This is a genomic window from Actinoallomurus sp. CA-150999 (assembly GCF_050942425.1).
GTDB lineage: Bacteria > Actinomycetota > Actinomycetes > Streptosporangiales > Streptosporangiaceae > Actinoallomurus.
In genome coordinates this window covers 11,020,880-11,043,269 of sequence record NZ_CP192063.1, presented here as the reverse complement: position 1 = coordinate 11,043,269, position 22,390 = coordinate 11,020,880, and the positions used below count along the sequence as shown (strand labels likewise).

Genomic DNA, 22,390 nt, shown 5'->3' with positions numbered 1-22,390 from the left:
GTTACGGCGTCGCTCCGGAGGTCATCGCGCGACGCGCGGAATCTCCAACGACGATGACCGGATTTGACCGGCGTGGGCAGCCCGCCGCCGATCGACACGAACAGGAAGAGAACGACGGCTGATCGACCGTCCCAACGGCCGGCCGGGGTTGGTGAAGGCCTGCTCGATGTCCCCGCCGGCTGTTCCCGGCGCTTCTTGGTGTTTCAGGTTCGGGCCCGGATTTCGGCGCCGACGCCATCGGTGAGTTTCAGGGGTGTGTCGGGTGCGTGGGGGGCGGGCCAGATGAGGACGAGGTGGTGCTCGAGGATCTGTTCGCCTTCGTCGGCGTAGACCTCGCCAGCTTCGCGTCCTTCGTCTCGGCCGCGGACGTGGACTCGCAGCCGGTAGGTGCCGGTCTGGGCGGTGGTTGCGGGCAGGGGGATGACGGTCGCGTCGTCGAGGTAGACCGGCCCGTAGATCGTGAGCGTGTCGCCGGTGATCGTGATGCTGGTATCGACGACGTCGTCCCAGCCCTCGAGGCTGGGTTCGGGTTCAACGGCCAAGGTGTCGATGGTGAGTGCGATGGTGCCGTCGTCTTGGCCGGTCATCACGACGGCGGTGCCTTCACCGGCCCAGACCAGGCCGTTGCCGCCTTTGAAGACCGGGTTTCCCAGCTGGGCGTCTGGGCCCTGCAGGATGTATTGGCCGTGGGAGACCTCGACCTGCAGGGCCCGGATCGTCATGGCTGGTCAGACCTCCACGTAGAACGCGTCACGACCATCGTCCAGGATGCGGTTCTCCTGGTAGAACGCGCTGATCAGGCCGCCTTGGCTGCTCTGCTCGGCGCCGGGCACCCAGGCTATTCCGCGCTCGGTTTTCGGGAGCGCGGTCCCGCCTTCGTGGCTGCTGGCGAAGGGGTATTCGTCGCAGGTGAGGTCGGGCTTGGGTGGGGGGCCGGTGACTTTACGGCCGCAGACGGCGCGGCGGTTCTTTGTGATGGCCGACTTGCCGGAGAGCCGGTGCAGCGGGTGGCCGCTGCCGGGCATGCCGTAGTGGCTGGGCCCGTGGGTTTGGATGTTGCGGATGTGGGTGGCGATGTGCGGCAGCCCGCTCATCGTTTTGAGGGTCGGGTTGAAGGCGTTGATGACGCATCCGGCGGAGCGGCCCTTGAACAGATCGTCGCAACGGACCGTGGTGCCCAGGTTCCCCGAAGCAGGGGCGCCGGGGTAGCCGGGCTTGTGCACCTGCATGGTCAGACTCGGCAGATTGGTGTGCACGTTGTTCGTCACGTCGTCGAACTCGAGGGTTCCCTCGAACGAGTGACCCGGGATGACGGCTCCGTGTGCGGACCCGGTCGAAAAGCAGGGGGAGCCGCACCCGCCGGTGACCGTCGCGGTGGCGCCGCTGAAGTCCGCACTCAGCACCTCGACGGTGAGTTCCCCGCGGAAGTGAGGGCTGTTGATTCTCGTGTGCCACCCGACAGTGAATTTCAGCCTGGCGTGGCCTTCCACCTGGCCGTTGTGATAAAGCGTGGCAGATCCGTAGATCTCATCGCAGGCGGTCGTTCGGGACTCTTTCGGGCAGTCAACTGACGCGGACGCTGCCACGCCCGGTTCCTGCCGACGGCCCTTGTGAACCGCCCGGCTTGTTTCGAATGTGGTCACCACCTGTGACCCGTGGTCGCCGGCGGGGGTGCTGGCTGCGCCGGGTGGGGGTGTAGGCGTCGCCGATGCCGGAGATGTCCCGGCAATTAACGTCGATACGAGTCCGATCATCAGCAGCGGTATCCGTCGATTTCGCACCGGGGGGTTTCCTCTCTTTGGGGGTTGTCGCCATCGATCGATTGATCATGCACGTTTTCGAGCCTGATGGTACATCGTGGAAAACCCTGACGCTCTATCCCTAATATTGGGGGGTATGAATTCGTTTCATATCGGGATATTCTGCGTTCTTAGGGAACATGAAGCTGCGCGACTATGCCGAGAAAGGAAGGGTTTATCGACGTCGGCATCCTCGCCGTGCCCAGCGCCTGGCCGCCCGCGCCGAGCCGCCCACCGGCTGACCATGACGAAGCCCGACCTTGACCCCCGAGCCGGAGCTTCGGGAGTCCCATCACTCTGGGGTCGGCACCAGGTGGGGCAAAAGTCACCCGTAGAGCCACAGTCGACAGCCGATACGCCGTCGTGGTCCTGGAGGCTGATCCCGCCGCCGACCCGCCCTGGTGTGACGACCCTCGGCACGGGGCTCGCCCACACCGGCGCCGGCCACTCCCCGTCGGTGCGGGGGATCGGTATCTGCGGCTCTTGCGGGTTCAGGTCCAGGCTGCGAGCACGGTGATACCGTCACCGGCGACATGAGGAAGCTCGTGTCCAGGCACCCGGACGCACAGGGCCCACATGCCATGAACGCGATGCGCGGCATGACATCCGCCCAGCAACAGGTCCTCAGGGAACGGGTCACCGTTTGTGAGCATGCCGGAACGCTACCGAACCGAGGTTGACGGCGCGGGGCGAACGCCCGCGAATCCGCACCCGCCCGCATGGGTTGTAGCCGGGTGGCAGGGCGACTCCGAACGTCGGCGGCCGGCGCGGCCATCTCATCCCGGCGAAAGCCTCGGGCAGCGCATGTTCGGCGCCGACATCTAGCGCCGCCTTTAGGCCGTAACCGCTTCGTCAGGTGCGATCAATCGCTGACCGAGCGCCAGACTGTGCCCAGTCGATCTCGACGTGCGGGACCCGGCGGTATGGCTGTGACCGAATGCCGGTAGGCGCGGATCAACATCGATCTTTGCTGACCGTACTTCCTATTACTTCAGTCGTGCGCCGTGTCCCATGCGGGCCTCACTTTAGGTTGGTCAATGGTGTTAGCGCATAGGGCTGGCATTCGATGCTATGTTAGCTATCATCGTTACCGGGAAACTTTCGAGGAAGGAATAAATATGGCCGAGCAGGTCATTAAACGCCTCATTGACGACCTGGATGGCAGTGAAGCTGAAGAGACTGTCTCCTTCGCCATCGACGGGGTCGCTTATGAAATCGATCTCAGTGCCGAAAATGCGGGAATACTGCGTGATCGTCTATCGTCGTTCGTGGATCATGCACGGCGGGCCGGCGGTATCCAGCGTCCTCGAGGTCGCGTAGCTTCTGGCCGCCAGCGCAGCGCGGACATCCGCACGTGGGCGAAGGCTCGTGGAATCGAGGTCAGCGAACGCGGTCGTATCCCGGCGACGGTCGTCGAACAGTACGAACTGGCGCACTGATACTAAGGACTCCTGCGGACGCCGAGGACTCCCGTGCTGTGGCGTGTTGCTCTGGAATGACACGCAAAGCCGAACGGGTTCCCCTGGTGCCCGTGGGAGTTTTTGGTGTCCACAGCGGGAGCGCCGTCCGCTTACTCGCGAGAATGTTCGGGCTGGCCGGGTCTGTAGATGGCGAGGTGTGCTATGCGCGGCGCTCGTAGACTCTGGCGCTGCGGTAGGGCCGAAGCGAAGTGGAGGCAGGACCGGAATGGCAGGACGGGTGGTGACCGCAGCGCTGGTCGTGATTCCCGGACCAGAGGAGACGGTGACCTTTGTTCGGCAGGAACACGGCCCGTACGCGGGCTTTTGGTTGCTGCCGGGCGGCAAAGTGGAGTTCGGCGAGCCCATCGTCGAGGCGGCACGACGCGAGGCCGTTGAGGAGTCCGGCTGCCACGTCACGGATCTGCAGCTGACCGGGGCCTATGAGATTCTTGGGCCGGGCCACCACTTCATGATGTGGGCCTACCACAGCAAGCACGCCCTCCAGGTGCCGAAGGACTTCCACGGCCACCACGTGTCCAGCGTCCAGCAGATGCCGTGGAGCGCCGTAGAGCCGCACCCAACCGACATGCCGATCCTCAACGACGCAGGCGCCGCAGCCTATGACCCGGAGCTGATCGAAAACCGAATGCGGCGCGAAGGCATCGTGATGACGAACCTGCTGAACGGAGCGATCTTCGGAACCGCCGAGACCTCCGCTGCCGAACGGCCATAGCGCATCCGTCAGGCTGATCGTCATCCGGTAGGGACCATCCCCGCGTGCGCGGGGAGCAGACCTCTGGCCGTACATCATCCCTGCCTTCGCGTGATCATCTTCAGGTGCGTGGGTGCTCCCCCTGGGTGTTTTTTGGTCGTGATCTTGTCGGATGCGGCTACCGGGGGATGGTTGCGGTGCTCACGCGATGGCGCGCCGGCCATCATGAAACGTGCTGTTGAGGGCAGCCTTGCTGATCTTTACGGCGGTGAGCAGCCGGGTGAGGAGTTCGTCGGGGACCGAGCCGATACCCAGGCCCGCCGTTCGTGCGGTCTGGGTGAGCTCGTCGCGCTGTGCAGCGGACAGACGTGTGGATGCGGGGTGCTGGAGAAGGTCGCGGGCGGCGTATCCGCCGCCGGGTGCCGCCGCGACATCGGCCAGGCGCTGGAGGATCTGGGCGGTGTGATCGTCGGGGTCGCTGTGGAGGAGGTCGATGACGGCGAGGCCGAGTCTGCCGAGGACGGTGACGAGGGTCAGATCATGGTGGAGCTCGAGATAGCAAGCGATCATCTGGGTGGTGGCGTCGTTGGCGGGCCGGCCAAAGACGCGTTGGCACAGGATGGTCAGGCAGGCTGCGACGGTCTGTTCCCATGGGTCGGCGAGGTCGCTGTCGTGGAGTAGGCCGAGGGCGTCGGCGGGCCGGTCGTTGAAGATGTGGGCGAGGACTGCGATCTGGCGGCCGTCGCCGAGCTGCCGTCCGATGCCGCGGAGCTGCTCGGCGTGGGTGCGGGCGCTCTCCCATTGGCTGGCGCGGGCCAAAGCACGCATCCCGTCGGAGATAAGGATCTCCCACAGCCAGATGCCAATCTGCCTGTGGTCGTCGTCTGAGCGGGTGAGGTCGGACAGGTCGGCGGTATGGCCGTCGATGTCGATGGTGGTGTTGCTGGTGACGGCGGCGAACAGTTGGTGGAGGAGGGCGAAGGCGGTGGTGCCGTCGCCCGCTCGGGTGTGGAGGCGGGCGAGGTTGATGACGGGCTGGAGGGCGAGTTGGGTGGTGGCCGCCGGATGGGGACGGGCGGCGTGGAACAGGTCGAACTGCTGCCTGCACAGGGTGCGGGCGAGGTCGGCGTCGCCGCAGTCACTGGCCAAGAGCGCGGCGAGGTTGAGGGCTTCGGCGGCGCGCAGCAGGCTGTCGGGCCCGCGCTGCTGGGCTTGTGCGGCGCGGGCCTCGATCTGACTGATGCGGGTGATGAGTGGCCGGGAGATGACCTGGGAGCGCGCGACGAGCGGGAAGCGGCGCGCGGCCATTTCGGCGAGACGCGATGGCGGCGGATCGGGTAGGGCGTCCATTGGCGTCTCCTCTGAGCGTGGTTACCAGGTGATCGTGAGGCGGGTGTCGGGGCGTTCGATTCGGACGCCGGGGCTGAGCTCGTCGTCGGGGGTCCCGGCGCGGTGGGCGGTGATGATCGGCCGGGCGGGTCTGGTGTGGTTCCAGTCCTGTAGGAGTTCGACGAGCCGGGCGGTGAGGCGGCGGCTGTCGGGTCCATGGGCGATTACGCCGATCTCGCGGGAGACAGGGCCGTGTTGGCGGGCGGTGATGTAGGCGAGGGTGCCGCCGTCGTACAGGCTGGCTCCGGCCCATCGCAGGGCCGGGTCGGCGATGGCGGCCTTGCGGGCGTCCGCGCTCACCGACAGGCGGGCGAATCCGCGGGTGGTGGTGGCGAGCCACAGGTCGAGGTGTTCGACGGGTTCGTGGTCGGTGACGTTGATGCCGGTCCAGTGGGTGTGTGCTGGGTGGGTGAGTGCCTGGGCCAGGGCGGACTCGTCGGGGCTTTCGGCGGTGGCCGTGTTGAGGGTGACCTGATCGGTGAGCGGGACGGTGGTGGTGGCGTCGGTGGCGGACTCGCCGCGCATCGGCACGAACCCGCAGACGCGGGTGTAGCTGCCGGCCAGTTCGCCGGTCGGCTGGAGATCGAGGGCGAGGGAGCGAGTGAGTCCGCTGCCGTGCAGGCGGATCGGGACGACGATCCGCCCGGCGGGGGCGAGCTGGTCCCACCAGGCGTGGGAGATGTCCCAGGCTCCGGCGGTGACGATGATTCGGTCGTAGGGTGCTGCTTTAGCCCAGCCTGCGGCGCCGTCGCCGCAGATGATGGTGACCGTGGAGTATCCGGCTTTGTCGAGGGCGGCGCGGGCTCCGTCGGTCAGGTCCTGGTCGATCTCGATGGTGACGACGCGGCCGTGCGGCCCGGTGATCTCCGCGAGGAGCGCGGCGTTGATGCCGGTCGCCGCGCCGATCTCCAGGATGGTGTGCCCTGGGCGGACGTCGAGGTCTTCGGCCTGGCTGGCGACGATGTTAGGGGAGGACGCCGAGGACAGGGCGGTGCCCTCGGGGGCGCGTTTGGTCACCACGACCTTCGGGGCGTACGCCTCAGCCAGGTCGACGCCGGGCAGGAACAGCTCGCGCGGGACGGTCCGGAACGCAGCCTCGACGGCGGCGGTGCGGAAGGTGCCGAGGCTGAGGATGCGGTCGGCCAGGGCGTTCCGAAGGCTGGCGGGATCGGAGGCGACGGAGTCGGCGGTATCTGCGGTCACCGCTGTGACGTTAGCCGTCACCGGTTCAGGACATGCGGCCTTCGGAGGAGCTGTCGGGGTGGTGCCGTCGTCGAACACCAGACGGGCGGCGATGTGGGCGAGAGCGCCCTGGACTGGCTCGGGCAGACCCAGCCGGTTCCAGGCGTACAGGATGTGGTGGGCGAGTATGGCATTCAAGCCGCGGGTGGTGACGCCTCGCCGGTCAAGGTCGAAGTGCGTGGCTCCGGCGTGTTCGAATGCGGTGAACCAGGCGAGCGGGACTCCGAGCCTGCCCGGGGCAGGGTCGGCGGTGAGAAGCTGGTGGATCGCGGCGGTCGCGGCGGGTTTCGGTGGCTGCGCAGGGATGGTGCGTTGTCGGGTGAGGAACTCCCACACCTGGCCTTGGTCGTACCAGTCGCGGCGCGCTGCACGGAGCATCGTGACGGTGAGCAGGACGCCGAGTTCCCGCTGGTGGCCGCCTCTGCGGGCCAGATGGTCGAGGACATGACGGCTGTCGGCGTGAAACAGTACGTGGGCGACGTTCAGCGCCTCGGGCCCGCCGAACGCGGCGGCGGGGGGCTCGTAGATGGTGTGCGCCCAGCGAGTGCAGCGGCCGTGGGCGGTGAGCTCGTCGAGGGTACGGCCGAGCGCTTCGGCGGTGGTCTCGGCCTTGCCGGGTTCGGGCAGGTACCGGATCCTCCACTCGACGCCCTTGCGGACGAACCACCACAGGGTGAGCGTCCCGCTGGTTTCCAGGTCAACGAGGCGTCGGCCGATCGTGTCGGCGGCGGTCTGGGCTGCCTGCCAGGTGGCGAACCAGACGTTGATCTCCCGCCAGCCGTGCGTACCGATGTGGGGAGTCACGAGAGGCATGTTCCGGTGAGCAGGAGGCTGTTCGTCCAGCCCGTGAGCTGGCCGGTGGTGAGGCTGTGCAGGAGCAAAGCGACGCCCGCCGTCCCGTCGATCAGGCCCGGACGCTCGCCGGGGTCGAGGTCAAGGCGATCTAGGAGGGAGGTGATGAGGGCGGGCAGTTGGTTGGCGAGGGCGGGTGTGGTGGCGTCGGCGGACGTCGCGGCGACCGCGGCGATCAGCCCGGCCCAGCCGTGGCAGAGTGCCGGGGTGTCGAGCCGGGCGAGCTGGGCGGTGTCGGTGACGCAGGCGAGGAGCACGTCCTCGGCGGCGGTCTGCCGGGCTGGATCGTGCAGGGTTTGGGCGGCGAGGTGGAGGGCACGGGCGATGCCGGGTGTTCCGTAGCACCAGGACGGGCGGGCCGGGCCGTTCTGGCGAGGCCATCTGGTGGCGTGCTCGGCGAGAGTGATCCGTTCGGGCCACCACGGTCCGGCCGGGCCGTCCTGCCTCCAGTCCTCCAACCAGGATTGAATCGTGGTGATCGCGTTGATCTGGCCGGGGACGGTGACTCCGGCACGGCAGGCGAGCGCCATTAGGGCGAGCGGGCCGGTGATGCCGTGGGCCATCCCTTGGTCGGAGTGGCCGTCTTGGTAGTCGTGGGTGGGTTTGCCGTCAGGGACGTGGCCGGTCCACCAGCCGGGCACAATCATGGCGGCCGTATCGTCGGCGGGGACCGGTTCGGTGAGCCGGACCAGGTAGCGGAGAACGGCGTCCAGATGTGGGCTGCCGGGATGGCGGGCCAGCAGGTAGACGCCGAGACCGGTCAGCCCGCGGACGAGGTCGAACTCGCCTGGCTCGGGCCGTTGTCGCGCCGTGATTCTCGCGTCGGCGGCGGCGACCTGACGGGTCACCATGGCGGTGATTGCGGCGTCGAGCCGGGTCAGCAGTAGCTCGTTCCCAGGAATCGGGGCGGTGTGCAGCGCGAACGCGACGGCAGGCGCTCCGTGCCACAGGCCGGCGCCGCCCGCCGCTGCGAGGGGCTCGCGGACAGCGGCCGTAAACCAGACCAGCGCCCGCTCCCAGGTGCCGGAGCCGTCGCGGGCGCGCAGCGCGTGCAGGACCGCGATCCCGGCATGGCCTTGCGACAGTGACTGGCCGTGCCAGCGGGGGCTGTCGGGGCCGTGATCGGCGTGCTCGAGGTGCGGTGGTGGGACGGCCAGGGTGTCGGCGAGCTCCTGGGCTGCTGTGGCGGCGCGCGACTCGATCGAGGACAGGGTGATCATCAGCGGCCTCTTCCGGCCGGGCGGTGGGTGCAGGCGAGGACGACGGCGCGGGCGATCCGCTGGCAGGTGTGTTCGCTGTCAGGGTCGATCCCGATGCTGCGGATGTGATTCATGTGCAGCAGCGACCAGATCACCGGCGCGGCCTCCAGCAGCCCCGTTTCCAGGTGACGGCGGTAGGCTCCGGCCGCCGCTCGGCGGGCGGCCCATGCCTGGATGATGCGATCGCCGGCGGGGAGGGCTGCGACCGCGTTCGCTTCTGACAGCTGTGTGGCGCGGCGGACGACGTCACGACCGGGAGATGTTGCCGGGCCGCTGCGCGGGTGGTCGATCAGCCACCGCATCCCAGCGGTGGTGCCACCCGTCATGGCGGCGATGAGGTCGACGTGACCGGCGGCGGTGAGCGCCAGCGAGGGCAAGGTTCGGTCTGCGCGTAGGGTCGTCAGCTGGGCGAGGACGGCGGCCGAGTCGGCGGCGAACAACGCCTCGATGGCCTCTTGGGCAGGGCCGTCGCCGTACCGGGCCGTCTCGGGGACGTGAGTGGCGAAGGTCAGGTCTGAGATCAGGCCCCAGTCGCGGAGACGTTCGGCCCACGTGCCGACCTGAGTGAACGCTGTGCCGTGCTCATCGGGGTAGAGGCGGAGCCGCAGGTGTGGGTGGGGGTCTCGGTAGCGGATGAACCACCACCGCGGTGGTGTCGACCACGCGGCGAGCAGTTCGGGGAGGTGCTCGGCGAGGATCAGGTCGAAGGTCTGCGGGTCGCCGTACAGCTTCGCATAGAGGATCCGGCCGGTGCCGGGCAGGACACCCCGATCGGGCCGGAGAAGGGTCAGTGGACCGGGCCGCGCGAGGATCTTCGGGGCGGGCGTCGCGGGCCGGGTCGAGGCGACCGGGACGATGATCTCGTGGGCGCGGCCGTGAAACCAGCCATGGTCGGTTGGTGTCCCCGCCTCGGAGATCATTACCGTGGAGGCTGAGGTCCGGGCCTTGTCCAGGTGGTCGCGCAGGATGGCTAGGTCCATCGGCTCGTCCAGGGCGAGGCGGAGCCGCAGGTCCGAATCGCCGACGCTGATCGTGTCGGGCAATCCGACCCGATGCCGCAACGCCTCGAACTCCGCCCGCCACTGCCGGTCCGGCAGGCCCGCTGCAGGTAGGGAGTCGGAAGTGAGCGACCAGCGAGCCATTGCCAGCACGGTCCGGCCGTAGACGACCCTCGGAAGGAACGGCAGGCAGCGGGCCGCGCCCCACGCGAACGGGGAGGAGGCGGCGCGGCGGGCGCGAGGGATCTCGAACAGCAGCCTGATCATCGGCGGCACGACGCGGCGGGCGGCGGCGTTGGCGAGCATCGGCTCCACGACCCGCCGCCGCGACAGCGAAACCAGGTACATGCCGTGGTTGTCGGCCGTGACCGCGAGGTCCTCCAGTGCGATCCGGTCGCCTGCGTCGGGCCGGTGCTCGGCCACTGTGACCAGGGTCGGGAGCAGTTGCGGGGCGCGGGCGACGTTCTCAAGATGGGCGTGGATCGGAGGGAACGACAGCTGGGCCGCTATCGCACCGTCGACACCGGTGGGCAGCCGGTTGTAGGCGCGGTGGTGGCGCTGCCGGTCGGGTTCGGCCAGCAGGTCGATGAACCGTCCGGTGAGCGCGGTGCCGGTCCGGCTGAACGCCGACAGCACGAGCCGGAACTCCCCGTTCGCGACCGCGTACAGCGACGGTGCCCACAGCTGCGCGCACATCTCCAGGTGCGGCGGGACCCGTAGGGCGGCTGGGTCGTGGAGGTCGTCGATGAACGCGTCGTCCAGGACGACCTCTCGGGCGCCGTTGAGGGTGGCCTGTTGGGCCAGTCGCAGCAGTCGGGCGTCGCGGACGGTCAGCGTCGACGGCAGATCTCCACTGGGTTCGGTGAAGTGCGCGGGATAGCCGAGCCCGGCGACCGGGTCGACGAGCATGGTCACCGGGACGAGGGCATGCGCCCCGAACCGGGACAAGAACGCCTCGTGGTAGGTCCTCCATCCCGGTCCGCCGTCCGGATGCGGGGTGAGCCGGGCCAGCGCGCCGGTCGCGGCGGCGGCCTCCGCGGCGACGATCGGCGGCAGGACCATCTGGCCGCCGACCCGAAGGTCGGCCGTCACCGGATGCTCGACGTCGGCCAGCTCCCGCATCCGCGCTCCGGCCTCTGGACGTCCGTCGGCCAGGAGCGCGGCGATATCGTCCAGGCCGGCGAGGAGCGGTTGCAGGTCGGGGATCGTGTCGGCGTTCGCGGCTGTGAGCTGGTCCAGTAGGTGGGCGAGGCCGTCACGGCAGGTCGACGGTGGCCGCAGCGCGGTGATGAGGACCCCACAGCCGATCAGATGGGCCAAGAGCGTGTCGATCACTGAGGCAGGCAGATCCGGCAACTCTGCCGCGATCTTCCCGGCGAGGTCGGCCAGGACGACAGGCACGCGGGCCTGCTCTCGGGCGATGCGGACAGAGGGCGTCAGTCGAAGCGATACCTGCGCTGCCGGGGTTCGGGTCGGGTCGGTGCCGTGGGGCTGCCACGGGACGATCAGCCGGTCGCCGCGCTCGAACACGAGATCGTTCATGGTGGCAGGGAGACGGCTCCGCAGCTCGGCGTTGGCTTCGAGGCGGGCGATGATCTGGGCGAGCCACACCGCATGTGCTTGCGTCCGTATCCACTGCCGGCCGGGCTCCCAGGTCACCGACGGCTCGTCGTCGAACTCCAGGGCGGCCACCCCCGCGAACAGCCCGAACGGGGTGGGCCGACCGCTCATGCGCAGCAGATAGCGAGCCAGGGATACCAGAACGCTTCGTGCTTGGGCGGCCGTTACCGGCCGTCCCGCGCAGATCTCTCCGATCCGGGCCGCGAGGCTCGGGCTGGCGAGGGCGACCGCGTCGGCGGTGCGGGCGTCGGACCACACCTCAGCGATCCACCGGCACGCCTCGTCCAGCCCAGAATCCTCATCCAGATCCGGCCACCAGGACGGCGCGAGCGCGCCGGAGCCGGTCGCGGCCCGGTACAAGGCGGCGTCGACGGGCTCGTACCACTGCTGGGGAGGGGACGCGGGCATCCTTGGCTCCTTAGCGAATCGTTGCTGGTGGGCCGCAGGCACGCCGTGGCCCACCAGCCGCGAAGGGTGGTGTCAGCAGTCGCTACCGGCGACGGTGTCGCAGCCGTTGTCCGTAGAGCACTTGCGCGATGCGGTCGCTGGGCCAGCCTCGACGACCGTGATGTCGAGACCGTCGAGCAGCGCCGCCACGGCGGCGGCGTCCGCCGAGGCTTCGGCGGTCAGCGGGGCCGTGCTGGCGGTAGTGGTGGCCATGGTGAGTTCCTCCTCAGTCCGGAAGCCGATTCATCTCCTCAGCCAACCGCGTGGCCTGCCGGACGGTAATTGCCTCTTGCTCACAACCGGGTTATGGCCCGTCAACAACCCGTTAGGCCCTTGCGTGGAGGGATCACGGTGTTACGGTGCGCTCGTGGACCCTCAGGGACGCGAGGCGATCGCGGCGGAGCTGCGCGTGACGGCCACCGCCGAGGGCTGGAGCCCCTGGCGACTTGTGCAGGCGATCCACCTCAAGGCCGAGACGCCCACGCTGCTCATGGCGTGGCGGCTGGCGTCCGGCCAGGTACAGACCGACGTCATCGCAGGGATTCGGGGGTTGGCGGCCGATGACGGGCAGCCCTGCTCCGACAACGCCCCGTCCATCCCGAACTACTCCAAATGGGAGAACGGGCACAGCGCACCCGGCTCCTACTACCGACGCTACCTGGCGTTGTGGTTCCGGTGCCCCCTAGAACGACTCGGGCTGGCAGAACCCGAACCGATCGTTACTCTGGTAGGACAACCGCAGGTTCCGGCAGTGCCCACCGAACCGGAGGACGACGTGGAGCGTCGACAGTTCCTTTCCCTCGCCGCTGCCACCCCGCTGCTCGGCTTGGACGGCACCCGTTCCCGCATGGAAGCCGGACTACGCCGCGTCCTACCAGCGGCCGACATCGACCACTGGGCTGACGTTGCGGCCGGCCACGTCGCCGCTTACGGCACCATCCCGCCTGCCACCCTCCTGGCCAGCCTTCACCCCGACCTAGACGAGATCGCCGGCCTCGCTGACCGCTACCCTCACCAGGCCGACCTCCACCTGATCGCCTCCCGTCTGTGCGGGCTGGTCGGCGCCCTGTACACGGACCTCGACCAGGACCGCGAGGCCCGCGACTGGCTGCACACCGCCAGCCGATACGCCGACCTGTCCGGCGACACCACCCAGCGGTACTGGATCGCGATGGCCCAAGCGATGACCGCGTTCTACGGCCCCGCCCCCCAACGCGTCATCTCCATCGCCGACCGTGCCCGCGCGACTCTCGGCGCCGCGCCGAGCGCCCCCGCCGCCCAGCTCGCCGGGCTCACCGCGCGCACGCATGCCCTTCTCGGCACCGCCGACCAGGCCCGAAGCGAACTCGGCATCGCCCACACCATCTTCGACAAACTCACCGCGGCGCAGACCAACGAGCCGTTCTTCGGGTTTCCCGCCGTCGAGATGACCATGTACAGCTCTCAGGTCCTCAGCCGTACCGGCGACCCGCATGCTTGGAACGAGCAGACCAAAGCCCTCGCCGGATACCCAAACGACGACCCCATGGACCGGCCCCTCATCCTGCTCGACCGCGCCCGCTACGTCACCGAGCAAGGCGACCCCGCACAAGCCGCCAAGATCGCCAGTGATGCGATCTCCAGTGTCCCAAACGAACTTCGCGTCCCGCTTCTCCTCAACCAAACCCGTCAAGTCGCCGCTCTCATCGCTCGGCGATCGCCCAACGCCGCCGCTGAACTCCACGACTTTCTCCTTGCCTCGTAGCCGGAGAATGCGCGGTTCAGCAGTAAGGACGCCGGTCGGCCGACGGTGATCTGATCGATCAGCTCGTCGTAGTCGTCCAGGCCCCGGGCCCGAGGGACAGCCAGCGCGACTCAGAGCGCTCCGACCGTGTGTCCGGCCGCCAACCGGCGCACGAACGCGCGGATGCGGTCGCGGTCCTCGGGGAAGACGCTGTCCCACTCCTCGTCCAGATCGATCCACTTCGGCGGCTGTCCGTTCTCCCCGCCGAGCGGTATGTCACGGCCGATGACGGTGGCATAGGACAGACCCAGCGTCGGGGACCAATCGGCCCGGTAGGACCGCAGGGCCACAGCCGGAGGCACAGCCAGCAGCTCACCACGCAGCCCGGTCTCCTCCATGAGTTCCCGGACTGCAGCGGCCCGCGGTGTCTCGTCACGCTCGACCTTGCCACCGGGCGGCACCCAACCGCGCATGCGGTGCTTCACGAGCAGAATGTGGCTGAAGGCTGGGTCGGTGACCCACACCTCGGCCGCAAACGGCTCCGTCGGTCCCTGCCGGGCGTGCTCGAGCCACGCCCGGGCGTCATCGAACTCAGACACTGCCAGGCGAGCATCGGCGACCGCCGCTTCCAAGCTCATCTGGTCAATCACCTGGCTCACCTTATGCCGATGCCGTCCGCGCCTAAGGGAAGCCGTCGCGAACGTGCTTTGGCCGTGAACCGCCCGACCATCGCCGCACCGCGTGCGGCGGCGTTGAGGTAGCCGACAGCGAGGGCACCATCGCGGTATCCGACGGCCGGCCGCGAGTCGGCGGCGGATCCAGCCGCCGCGTGCTGAGCTGGTAGCTCCCTGGTTCCACGACATCAGGAGGAAGCGAGTTGAGTGCCCTCACCCCTGGCGCACAAGGACCCGGTGCGTGGCTGGAGCGGTTCGATGACCATCGGGCGGGGATCGACTGCCTGATGTGCGCGGTCGACTATACGGCCGAGGACATCGGCTGGGGCGTCCTGCTACGCGCCGGGGAAGTCTCGAACGCCTACCTGTGGCGGTCCGGGGATGTGCGGGGCTATTGCGTCGTCATCTTCACCGCACGGCACGCCGCGGTACCTACCGAACTCACCGATGCAGAGGCCGCCGCGTTCTGGCACGACGCTCTCACGCTCGGCCGTGCGATCGAGCGTCACTACCAGCCGCTGAAGGTGAACTACCTCCTGTTCGGGAACACGGTCCCCCACTCCCACTGGCATGTCGCGCCGCGGTGGGAAGCCGGGACCGATCCGGCACCGGGCGGCCCGCTCCCCCTCACGTTCCTCGACCCCTGTCGGCAGAACGAACAGCAGCTGCAACAGGACGCCGCCGACCTGCGCCTGCTCCTGGTTGACCCCGGCGGGAAGCCGCGCCACACCGAGCCGGTCGACGTCCACCTGATCCTGCGCCGCGACGGCACCGCGGGTCCTGAGGTCTTGTTGTCCTGCCGGGCCGGGCAGGTCTACGTCACAGGGCTGTGGCATCTGCCGTCGGGCCACCTGGACGGCCCGCACGAGGACGTCGTCGCCGCGCTCATCCGTGAGGCGGCGGAGGAGACCGGCGTGGCCATCGAGGCGGCCGACGTCCGCTTCGCCGTCACGGTGCACCACCGCAGCCCCGGAGGAAGCGCCCGGATCGGCGTCTTCTTCGAGGTCCGGCGCTGGCAAGGAACACCCCAGATTCTCGAACCCGCCGTGTGCGACGCGATGGACTGGTACCGGCTCGACGACCTGCCCTCCCCGATGGTGGCCTATTGCCGGGCCGGACTGGACGCCTACCGGGCCGGCGATCGGCTCGCCGTCCACTTCCAGCAGCCCGCCGACCCGATCGCGTACGACACCGCGGCAGACCGGCTCCGTCACATCCCCGAAGCGAGGGATGTCGGCGTGGACCGCCCCGAGGCAGCAGTGTGCGAGTTCGCCGAACGGGCGGTCGGGCGCATCGCCGACTGGTCGGACGTGTCCTGGGCACGGGAGGGCAGTCATGTCTGGCGAGCACAGGGCGTCGCGGGCGGCGTGTGGTTCGTCAAGATCCATCAAAACGACCGCTTCCATGACCGGGAAGTCGGCGCCTACCGAAGCTGGGTTCCGACTCTGGGAGCGGCCGCACCCCGGCTGGTAGCCGCCGACCCGGCGCTGCGGGCCATCGTCATCACCGCCGTCCCGGGACGCTCGCTGCACGGTGTCGTCCACGCGCCCGACGAGCAGCGGCGCATCTTCCACGGCATCGGTGCGCTCGCAGCCGCGATCCACCGCAGCGCCCCTGCCCGGCCGACCCCCGGTAAGCCGGTGCTCCTCGGAAAGCTAGAGCGGCACCTTGACGGCGCCCGCGCCCATCTCGCACTCGGGGATGAGGAATTCATCCGCGCCACGGCGAAACGCCTCACCCACCTGCCCGACCTCGACCTCATGCCTACGCACGGCGACTTCCAACTGCGGAACCTGCTCTGGGATGGCGGCACCTTGTACGTAATCGACTTCGAGCGCAGCGAAGAGGGCCCCGCTGTACGCGACTTCGTACGTCTGTCCGACGCCTGGGCCGGCCGTCCGGACCTGTACGACGCGACCATGGCGGGTTACGGCAGGCCGCTCACCTCCGCTGAGAAAGAACGCCTCGTCGTCGACTCCGTGCTCGACGCCGTTTCCGGTATCCAATACGGCACGGCGCACGGTGACCTGGAGCTCGTCGAACGCGGCCGCCGCATCTTGGCCCGGCTGCGTGCCGCCGACTGCCTCTGAACCATGGGGCCTTCGTCCTCTGCTGTTCCGGTGGTTGGCGTCATCGGCGCCCTTCCGACGGGCCGATTTCGATCGGGCGACGATGGAGGTAATTGCGGTACTGGACGGCCAGAACGTCTTTGGGCTGTGGTGGCCAACGGGTGAGCCGGCCGGTGCGCTTGTCGACGATGAGCAACGTCTTGTCATCCGGCGGTCTGGGCTGCGACATGGGCCAGGTGACGAAGCCGTCTGGGAATTCCTCTACCGCGACCAGAAGAGGGTTCGCGGTGTCGCGGTTGATCCACGCGTCGGCCCGCCGCCATGCCTCCGCGCGATCGATTTCGGCGACTCGGCAGGTGGAGTAGGCGAGGAGCGAGTCGTTGACGTGCTGAAGGGTCCGGCAGACTTCTGCGGTTCCGCAGCTCCCGCAGATGTCGTTGCCGTACGGGCCGGTCACGCATCGGTGTGTCTGGAGCACGCCGGTCAGCGCGGCACAGGCACCGAGCACGCTGGTGCGCGCTTGCCGGATGAACTCAGCGGTATGGGCGTCGAGCCGGCCGCGAAGAGTGACCTCTTCGACGGCGGCGCGGATCGTGGTGTTGTCGGCTCGCATGGCGGCAGCCATCATGGTGTCCACCTGGGCGTTGGTACGGGCGTGTACGTCGTTCGCCGAGCGGATCATCGCTCTCACTCTCTTTGTCGAGGACTCGAGCAGGCACGGGCAGCAGGCGTTGCCTGAGCCGAGCCTCCCGAGGGGGTTGCCGTGCGTCCAGTAACGGTGAGGTCGTCGAGAGCCAGTCATGGCGCAACATCCGCTGATTTGACGGCTGCGGTGACGCGCTCAGGCGCGCGAATGGCTGGCGTCGCTGCTGGGGATGAAGATCTCGGATATTCCACGAATGGTGCGGCAGGGATCGCTGGTTCCACACTCGGAACAGCACGAACCGAACCGATGAGTGTCGAGCACGCTGGTCAGCGCGGCGGTGGTGTCGAGAGCCAGTTGGTGCGCCTGGCTCAGGAAGGCGGCGGTGCGCTGGTCCAGTCCTGTCCCCGCGAGGTCACCGAGTAGAGCACGGATCATCGGCCCGTCGGCTCGGTCGGTGGCATCGTAGGCGCGATCGATGATCGCTGTGAGTTCGGTGTGCAATCGGGCGCTGGTGCGCATCTGCTGGCCTTTCGGCGGTGGTCTGCGCCTGTCCGGGCGAATGCCGTCGATCGGGAATCGAGAGAGCCGGGCAAGGCGTAAGGCTTGATCAGTGCTCGTCGAAGACGGCGGTCACGGTGCGGCTGCTCGCGTCGCCGGTCCAGCTCCACCTGCCGGTCAGGACGTTGACGGTGTGGAGTCCTCGTCCGGACTCTGCCAGCCCGTCGGCCTCGCGTATCGTCGGCTCGCTCGTACCGCCCTGGTCGGTCACGGCCACAGCCGCACCCCCGCGCCAGCGCCGTACCTCAACGACGAAGAGTCCGCCAGGCTTCGCGGAATGGGTGTGCGTCAGAGCGTTGGCCACCAGTTCACCCGCCACGGAGACGGCGTCGTCGCCGAGCGGGCACCCGGCCAGAAGGAACGCGACGAAGTGGCGGGCGGGCCGGGACTGATCGGTACGGCCAGGAAACGTCCGACGCCAGCGCATGGCGTCGGACTCATCTGCGAGACCGCAGTGGGTGTCGACGAGGGAAACGGACATTCGGAAACTCCTCCCATGTCGGCTGCGATCCTGGTCGGCTCCCTCCTGACTCCATGGGCGTCGGCCGGGACCGCAGCGTCTATACCGGTGGGGCGGGTCGGGGGCTCCACCCCACCGGAGCCCTGTGTTCCTGTGTGGGGATGGCGACGGTCAGTACCGGTCGATGCGTGTCGGTCGATACCGACGGGCCGATCAGCGTGGTTGACCATCCCATGCTCGCCACGCCCATCGACCTCACTCTCTGTGTGTCGCTCACGACGAATCGTGCAGGGCTTGGGATGGGGTCCGCAACTGTTTCAAGAAACAATTTCAAGATCAGCTTCGGCCATGAGTCTCAACACGGTTGCCGCCGGTGGCGCCACTGGGCAGACTGACGCGAGTGTCTACACGGCAACCCACAGTGCGCGAACGACGACTGGCCGCCGAACTACGGCGCCTACGCGAGGCGAGCGGGCTGACGCTCGAAGAAGCGGCCGAACAGCTCGGCTGGAGCAAGACCAAGCTGTCGCGGATCGAAACCGTCATGCGACGTGTCGCCGCACCCGAGGTCCAGGGAATTCTCGACCTGTACGAGGTTGCGGGACGCCGGCGCGACGCCCTGATCACGTTCACCAGGACCGCGCGTCAACGCGACTGGTGGGACACGGAGCCGCTGAGCACCGACTACGCCACCTACATCGGGCTGGAAGCCGAAGCCGAGGCGCTGAGCTGCTACAGCATGGGCCTGATCCACGGTCTCCTCCAGACGGAGGACTACGCCCGGAACGTGATCAAGACTGGGCTGATGCGCTTCAAGCCGCCTTCGGAGGTTGATCGTAGGGTGGCCGTGCGGATGGCGCGGCAAGCTGTGCTCACGGAACGCGAGCAGCCGCTGCGGTTCTGGTCGATTATCGACGAAGCCGTACTGCACAGGGTCTGCGGCAGCGCCGAGGTCATGCGTGCGCAGTTCACCCGGCTCCTCGAGCTGGCGGAACTGCCGAATGTCATGCTTCAGGTGATGCCGGCGACCGCCGGTGTCCACCCCGGTGTTGCCGGCTCTTTCTCGATCCTGCAGTTTCCCGAGCAGTACTTCCCGAACGTCGTTTATGTCGAGAATGTGACTGGGGCTCTGTACATTGAGGACGAAGGGCAGGTGCACACTCACGACCTTGCGTTCGAGCAGATGCAGGCCACGGCCCTCGGCCCGGACGAGTCGCTGACGCTGCTCGCGCGGCTGGCGAAACAGTGATTGCAGAGGGAGACCGCGTGACCGACCGCAACCGGCCTCAGGGCATCTTCCGCAAGAGCACGTACAGCGACGCCGCCGAGGGCTGCGTCGAAGCGGGGATGCTGGACACCTTGCGCCTCGTACGCGACTCCAAGGACCCGAACGGGCCGACGCTGGCGTTCACGTCGTCGGCTTGGGCGGCGTTCATCGACGACATCAAGCAGGGCAAGTTGGACCTGACAGGTTCGCTCGGCGCCTGAGGGACTTGCCCCGCTTCGCAATCCGTCCGCAGCGCTGGATGACGGAGACAGCCTGCCGACGCTGGCCGTCGGACGCATTGTCATGCCGATGTCCGGATGTTCGTACGGGAGGCGGGGAATATCACCGCCTCCATCACACCTCGGTCGGACCAGGTCGCTGTCCGCTGGCCCTGGTGCCCACCCCATGTCGGCCGCCCTCCTGCGTCGGCTGTCACGTTCGCGACCCTGAGGCCGAAGGCTGCTCAATGCTGAGGCCAGAGGCCAGGTGATGTACAACGCCTCTCGACAAAGTGCTCGATGACGTCGGGTCTGCGGGCAGGATCCAATTACTGGTCGTGGTGAGACATTGCGTCGGTGTCGGCGAGATGATGGAGACGCTCGCATCGCCCCGCAGCCCGAGGAGGGACTCCCGTACCATGCCACTCGACTGGAGCCGTGTCGGCGCTGGAAACGTGTCGCCGCTGCTGCGGCCGCGCGAGATCTACGCTGCGCTTCCCCATCGCCCCTGGCCCTATCTTCGGCATGAGCAGGGTGAGGTGCTGGAGCGGTGGTTTGATCGCCGCAGCGACCGCGACGTCGTGATCAAGCAGAATACTGGCGGTGGGAAGACCGTCGTCGGCCTCTTGATCGCTCAGAGCACGTTGAACGAGGGTGTGGGCAAGGCCGTCTATCTCGCGCCGGACACTTACCTGGCCCGGCAGGTGCGGACGGAGGCGGACCGGCTGGGGCTGGTCACCACCGACGATGCCAGGGACCTGGCGTTCCGCCGGGGGAGGGCCATCTTGGTGACGACCTTCCACAAGCTAATCAACGGCATGTCGGTGTTCGGCGTCGTGGGAGACGACAGGGAGAAGATCGACCTGGGCATCGTCGTCGTGGATGATGCCCACGCGGCGTTGGCCACCGCCGAAGGTCAGTTTCGGCTGACTATCCCCGCAGACCACGAGGCCTATGACGAACTCCTCGAAGAGTTCGCTGAGGACATGAAGGCCCAGTCACCCAAGGCTTGGGCGGACGTCTGTACCGACGACTACACCGCCACCATCCGGATCCCGTTCTGGTCCTGGGCGGACAGGCAGGACGAGGTCATGGCGATCTTGCACCCGCACGCCAAGGAGGATGAGTTCAAGTTCGTGTGGCCGCTGATCGGGGACATACTGCCGCTGTGCGCGGCGACTGTCACCAGCCGCAGTGTGGAAATGCGTCCGCCGTGCCTGCCGATCGCGATGATTCCTGCCTTCCACGAGGCGGCACGCCGGGTCTACCTCACCGCCACCCTCGCCGACGACAGTGTCCTGGTCACCGACCTGGACGCTGATCCCGCGATGCTGCGGCGGCCAGTCACGCCGGGGAGCGCGTCTGACCTGGGTGATCGGATGATCTTGGCTCCGATCGGCCTGAATCCTGAGTTGGACGACGAGGCCGTACGGGTCATGGCCCGACAGTTCGCCGACGGAGACCGTGATGGCGACAACGTCGCCGAGGACGAACCGGTTAACGTGGTCGTGCTGGTGCCCAGCAAGAAAGCCGCCGCGGCGTGGCGACCCTACGCCGACCGTGTCCACCTCGTCGGTGACCTGGAGACCGGCGTAGCGGAACTGAAGGCCGGCCATGTCGGCCTGGTGGTGCTGGTCAACAAGTACGACGGTGTCGACCTGCCTGGCGATGCCTGCCGCCTGCTGATCCTCGATGGTGTGCCTCGCCCGATGGACGCCGCGGAACGCCGTGAGGCCGGTGTCCTGCGGGGCAGCGGAACCCCGCTGACCCGGCAGATTCAGCGGATCGAGCAGGGCATGGGACGGGGGGTACGCGACAGCGAGGACCACTGCGTGGTCCTCCTCCTGGGCAGCGAACTGGCTGTGGCGATCCATGAGCCCCGGCAGCGCGGGCTGCTCTCCCCCGCGACGCGGGCCCAGGTCGAGCTCAGTCATCAGATCGCCCAGCAGATTGAAGGGGAGGGGTTGGACGCGGTCCGGTCCGCCATCAGCGCCTGCCTGGACCGCAAACCGCAGTGGCTGACACTGAGCCGCCGGGCACTCGCCGATATCCGCTACGCCGAGAGCAGTGTGGTCCGCCCCGAAGCCATCGCGGCCCGGGAAGCGTTCGACCTGGCCGTGACCGGGCAGCTGCGCGGGGCCGCTGACCAGATGCAGCGCACCATCACAGAACTCCAGGACAAGGCTGTAAGGGGCCTGCTCACCGAACAACGTGCCGCCTACCTGCACCAGGTCGACGCAGCTTCAGCCCAGCGCATGCTAACCAGGGCACTGGCCGACAACCCGTTCGTCCTGCGACCAGCCGCTGGAGTGACGCCGACGCAGCTCAAGGCAGCAGCCGCGCAAGCGGCAGCAGCGGCGGAGTTCCTGACGGCGGAATATAAAGATGGCATGGCCCTGGTCCTGGGAGTCCGGGCACTGCTGGACGAGATCGTCTGGGGAGATGAGGACCGAACCGACGATGCGGAGGCAGCATGGGAGCGTCTGGGGCTTCATCTCGGTCTGGCGAGCACTCGCCCGGAGAAACGGTACGGAACCGGCCCGGACAATCTGTGGGCGTTGAGTTCCAGCTGCCACGCCGTGATCGAGCTGAAGACCGGCTGCTCGACCGACACGATCTCCAAGAGCGACCTCGACCAGCTCGGCGGAAGCGCGCGCTGGGCCGAGAGGACTCACTCCGGCGCGGACCAGGTGCCGGTGATGGTCCACCCCAGCGACACCATCCACGACAAGGGCGTCGCCGTACTGGGCATGCGAGTCGTCACCGAGCAGACCTGGGAACGGCTCAAGCAGGCTGTGCGCGGATTCGCGGTCGCGCTCGCCGATGGTCAGGGGCGATGGAAGGACGAGATAGCCGTCGCGGAGCAACTCGCGTACACCAAGCTGACCGCTGGCAACTTCTTCCAGACCTACGCGGTAACTCCACGTTCTACAGCAGGCTGACCCGCCTGCCAGTCCGGCACCGCTTTGTTGGAGATGTCGTCGGCCCCCATTCCCT

18 protein-coding genes are annotated in these 22,390 nt (G+C 68.0%); 7 read left to right on the top strand and 11 right to left on the bottom strand.

Translation table 11 applies throughout. The annotated features are described in order from the left end of the window. Window positions 1–203: 203 nt before the first annotated feature. Together ACQP2O_RS51100 and ACQP2O_RS51095 are read right to left on the bottom strand one after the other, a co-directional pair. Window positions 204–722 carry a hypothetical protein gene (locus ACQP2O_RS51100; protein WP_433177351.1) on the bottom strand — a complete coding sequence of 173 codons (519 nt, stop codon included), beginning with the start codon at window positions 720–722 and terminating at the stop codon, window positions 204–206. Between the two features lie 6 nt (window positions 723–728). Further along, window positions 729–1,586 (bottom strand): NucA/NucB deoxyribonuclease domain-containing protein, encoded by an 858-nt coding sequence (locus ACQP2O_RS51095; protein ID WP_433177350.1) that lies wholly within the window; start codon window positions 1,584–1,586, stop codon window positions 729–731. Between the two features lie 1,331 nt (window positions 1,587–2,917). On the opposite strand from ACQP2O_RS51095, the gene ACQP2O_RS51090 reads away from it, so the two are divergent. Together ACQP2O_RS51090 and ACQP2O_RS51085 are read left to right on the top strand one after the other, a co-directional pair. Next, window positions 2,918–3,238: a histone-like nucleoid-structuring protein Lsr2 gene (locus ACQP2O_RS51090; protein ID WP_433177348.1), complete on the top strand. Its 321-nt coding sequence runs from the start codon at window positions 2,918–2,920 to the stop codon at window positions 3,236–3,238. A 262-nt stretch (window positions 3,239–3,500) separates the two neighbouring features. Continuing rightward, window positions 3,501–3,992 (top strand): NUDIX hydrolase, encoded by a 492-nt coding sequence (locus ACQP2O_RS51085; protein WP_433177346.1) that lies wholly within the window; start codon window positions 3,501–3,503, stop codon window positions 3,990–3,992. A gap of 180 nt (window positions 3,993–4,172) precedes the next feature. Here ACQP2O_RS51085 and ACQP2O_RS51080 read toward each other — a convergent pair whose 3' ends face one another. The 5 genes from ACQP2O_RS51080 to fxlA all read right to left on the bottom strand — a co-directional run bounded on the left by ACQP2O_RS51080 (window position 4,173) and on the right by fxlA (window position 11,991). Continuing rightward, window positions 4,173–5,321 (bottom strand): hypothetical protein, encoded by a 1,149-nt coding sequence (locus ACQP2O_RS51080; protein WP_433177344.1) that lies wholly within the window; start codon window positions 5,319–5,321, stop codon window positions 4,173–4,175. A 21-nt stretch (window positions 5,322–5,342) separates the two neighbouring features. Then, window positions 5,343–7,406: a methyltransferase, FxLD system gene (fxlM, locus tag ACQP2O_RS51075; protein ID WP_433177342.1), complete on the bottom strand. Its 2,064-nt coding sequence runs from the start codon at window positions 7,404–7,406 to the stop codon at window positions 5,343–5,345. Further along, a complete protein-coding gene (locus tag ACQP2O_RS51070; RefSeq protein WP_433177340.1) occupies window positions 7,403–8,674 on the bottom strand; it encodes a lanthionine synthetase C family protein in 1,272 nt (423 codons plus the stop codon). Before ACQP2O_RS51070 ends, fxlM begins: the two co-directional genes overlap by 4 nt. Continuing rightward, a complete protein-coding gene (locus ACQP2O_RS51065) occupies window positions 8,674–11,739 on the bottom strand; it encodes a lantibiotic dehydratase (protein WP_433177338.1) in 3,066 nt (1,021 codons plus the stop codon). The genes ACQP2O_RS51070 and ACQP2O_RS51065 overlap by 1 nt, the downstream gene beginning before the upstream one ends. A 72-nt stretch (window positions 11,740–11,811) precedes the next feature. Beyond that, complete coding sequence (gene fxlA, locus ACQP2O_RS51060) at window positions 11,812–11,991, bottom strand: FxLD family lanthipeptide (RefSeq protein WP_433177336.1); 180 nt, start codon at window positions 11,989–11,991, stop codon at window positions 11,812–11,814. Between the two features lie 154 nt (window positions 11,992–12,145). Here fxlA and ACQP2O_RS51055 point away from each other — a divergent pair, with 154 nt between their 5' ends. Next, window positions 12,146–13,522: a hypothetical protein gene (locus ACQP2O_RS51055; protein ID WP_433177334.1), complete on the top strand. Its 1,377-nt coding sequence runs from the start codon at window positions 12,146–12,148 to the stop codon at window positions 13,520–13,522. Between the two features lie 110 nt (window positions 13,523–13,632). Here ACQP2O_RS51055 and ACQP2O_RS51050 read toward each other — a convergent pair whose 3' ends face one another. Beyond that, entirely contained in the window at window positions 13,633–14,151 is a 519-nt protein-coding gene (locus tag ACQP2O_RS51050) for an NUDIX hydrolase (protein ID WP_433177332.1), read from the bottom strand. 227 nt (window positions 14,152–14,378) lie between these two features. Between ACQP2O_RS51050 and ACQP2O_RS51045 the strand changes: the two genes are divergently transcribed. Further along, on the top strand, window positions 14,379–16,265 hold the full coding sequence (locus ACQP2O_RS51045) for a phosphotransferase (RefSeq protein ID WP_433177330.1): 1,887 nt from the start codon (window positions 14,379–14,381) through the stop codon (window positions 16,263–16,265). 40 nt (window positions 16,266–16,305) lie between these two features. Here ACQP2O_RS51045 and ACQP2O_RS51040 read toward each other — a convergent pair whose 3' ends face one another. From ACQP2O_RS51040 to ACQP2O_RS51030, 3 genes are all read right to left on the bottom strand, one after another. Continuing rightward, window positions 16,306–16,926 (bottom strand): hypothetical protein, encoded by a 621-nt coding sequence (locus ACQP2O_RS51040; RefSeq protein WP_433177328.1) that lies wholly within the window; start codon window positions 16,924–16,926, stop codon window positions 16,306–16,308. 159 nt (window positions 16,927–17,085) lie between these two features. Continuing rightward, entirely contained in the window at window positions 17,086–17,409 is a 324-nt protein-coding gene (locus tag ACQP2O_RS51035) for a hypothetical protein (protein ID WP_433177326.1), read from the bottom strand. A gap of 88 nt (window positions 17,410–17,497) precedes the next feature. Further along, entirely contained in the window at window positions 17,498–17,929 is a 432-nt protein-coding gene (locus ACQP2O_RS51030; protein WP_433177325.1) for an ATP-binding protein, read from the bottom strand. A gap of 400 nt (window positions 17,930–18,329) precedes the next feature. Here ACQP2O_RS51030 and ACQP2O_RS51025 point away from each other — a divergent pair, with 400 nt between their 5' ends. The 3 genes from ACQP2O_RS51025 (at window position 18,330) to ACQP2O_RS51015 (ending at window position 22,335) form a co-directional block, all read left to right on the top strand. Next, entirely contained in the window at window positions 18,330–19,157 is an 828-nt protein-coding gene (locus tag ACQP2O_RS51025) for a helix-turn-helix domain-containing protein (RefSeq protein WP_433177323.1), read from the top strand. 17 nt (window positions 19,158–19,174) lie between these two features. Beyond that, on the top strand, window positions 19,175–19,396 hold the full coding sequence (locus ACQP2O_RS51020) for a DUF397 domain-containing protein (RefSeq protein ID WP_433177321.1): 222 nt from the start codon (window positions 19,175–19,177) through the stop codon (window positions 19,394–19,396). Between the two features lie 416 nt (window positions 19,397–19,812). Further along, window positions 19,813–22,335 (top strand): DEAD/DEAH box helicase, encoded by a 2,523-nt coding sequence (locus ACQP2O_RS51015; protein WP_433177319.1) that lies wholly within the window; start codon window positions 19,813–19,815, stop codon window positions 22,333–22,335. The last annotated feature ends 55 nt before the right edge of the window (window positions 22,336–22,390 follow it).

Bases quoted from the DNA above. Each gene is read 5' to 3' on its own strand.
- ACQP2O_RS51100 (WP_433177351.1), bottom strand. From the start codon at position 722: ATGACGATCCGGGCCCTGCAGGTCGAGGTCTCCCACGGCCAATACATC.
- ACQP2O_RS51090 (WP_433177348.1), top strand. From the start codon at position 2,918: ATGGCCGAGCAGGTCATTAAACGCCTCATTGACGACCTGGATGGCAGT.
- ACQP2O_RS51080 (WP_433177344.1), bottom strand. From the start codon at position 5,321: ATGGACGCCCTACCCGATCCGCCGCCATCGCGTCTCGCCGAAATGGCC.
- ACQP2O_RS51070 (WP_433177340.1), bottom strand. From the start codon at position 8,674: ATGATCACCCTGTCCTCGATCGAGTCGCGCGCCGCCACAGCAGCCCAG.
- ACQP2O_RS51065 (WP_433177338.1), bottom strand. From the start codon at position 11,739: ATGCCCGCGTCCCCTCCCCAGCAGTGGTACGAGCCCGTCGACGCCGCC.
- fxlA (WP_433177336.1), bottom strand. From the start codon at position 11,991: ATGGCCACCACTACCGCCAGCACGGCCCCGCTGACCGCCGAAGCCTCG.
- ACQP2O_RS51040 (WP_433177328.1), bottom strand. From the start codon at position 16,926: ATGATCCGCTCGGCGAACGACGTACACGCCCGTACCAACGCCCAGGTG.
- ACQP2O_RS51035 (WP_433177326.1), bottom strand. From the start codon at position 17,409: ATGCGCACCAGCGCCCGATTGCACACCGAACTCACAGCGATCATCGAT.
- ACQP2O_RS51030 (WP_433177325.1), bottom strand. From the start codon at position 17,929: ATGTCCGTTTCCCTCGTCGACACCCACTGCGGTCTCGCAGATGAGTCC.
- ACQP2O_RS51015 (WP_433177319.1), top strand. From the start codon at position 19,813: ATGCCACTCGACTGGAGCCGTGTCGGCGCTGGAAACGTGTCGCCGCTG.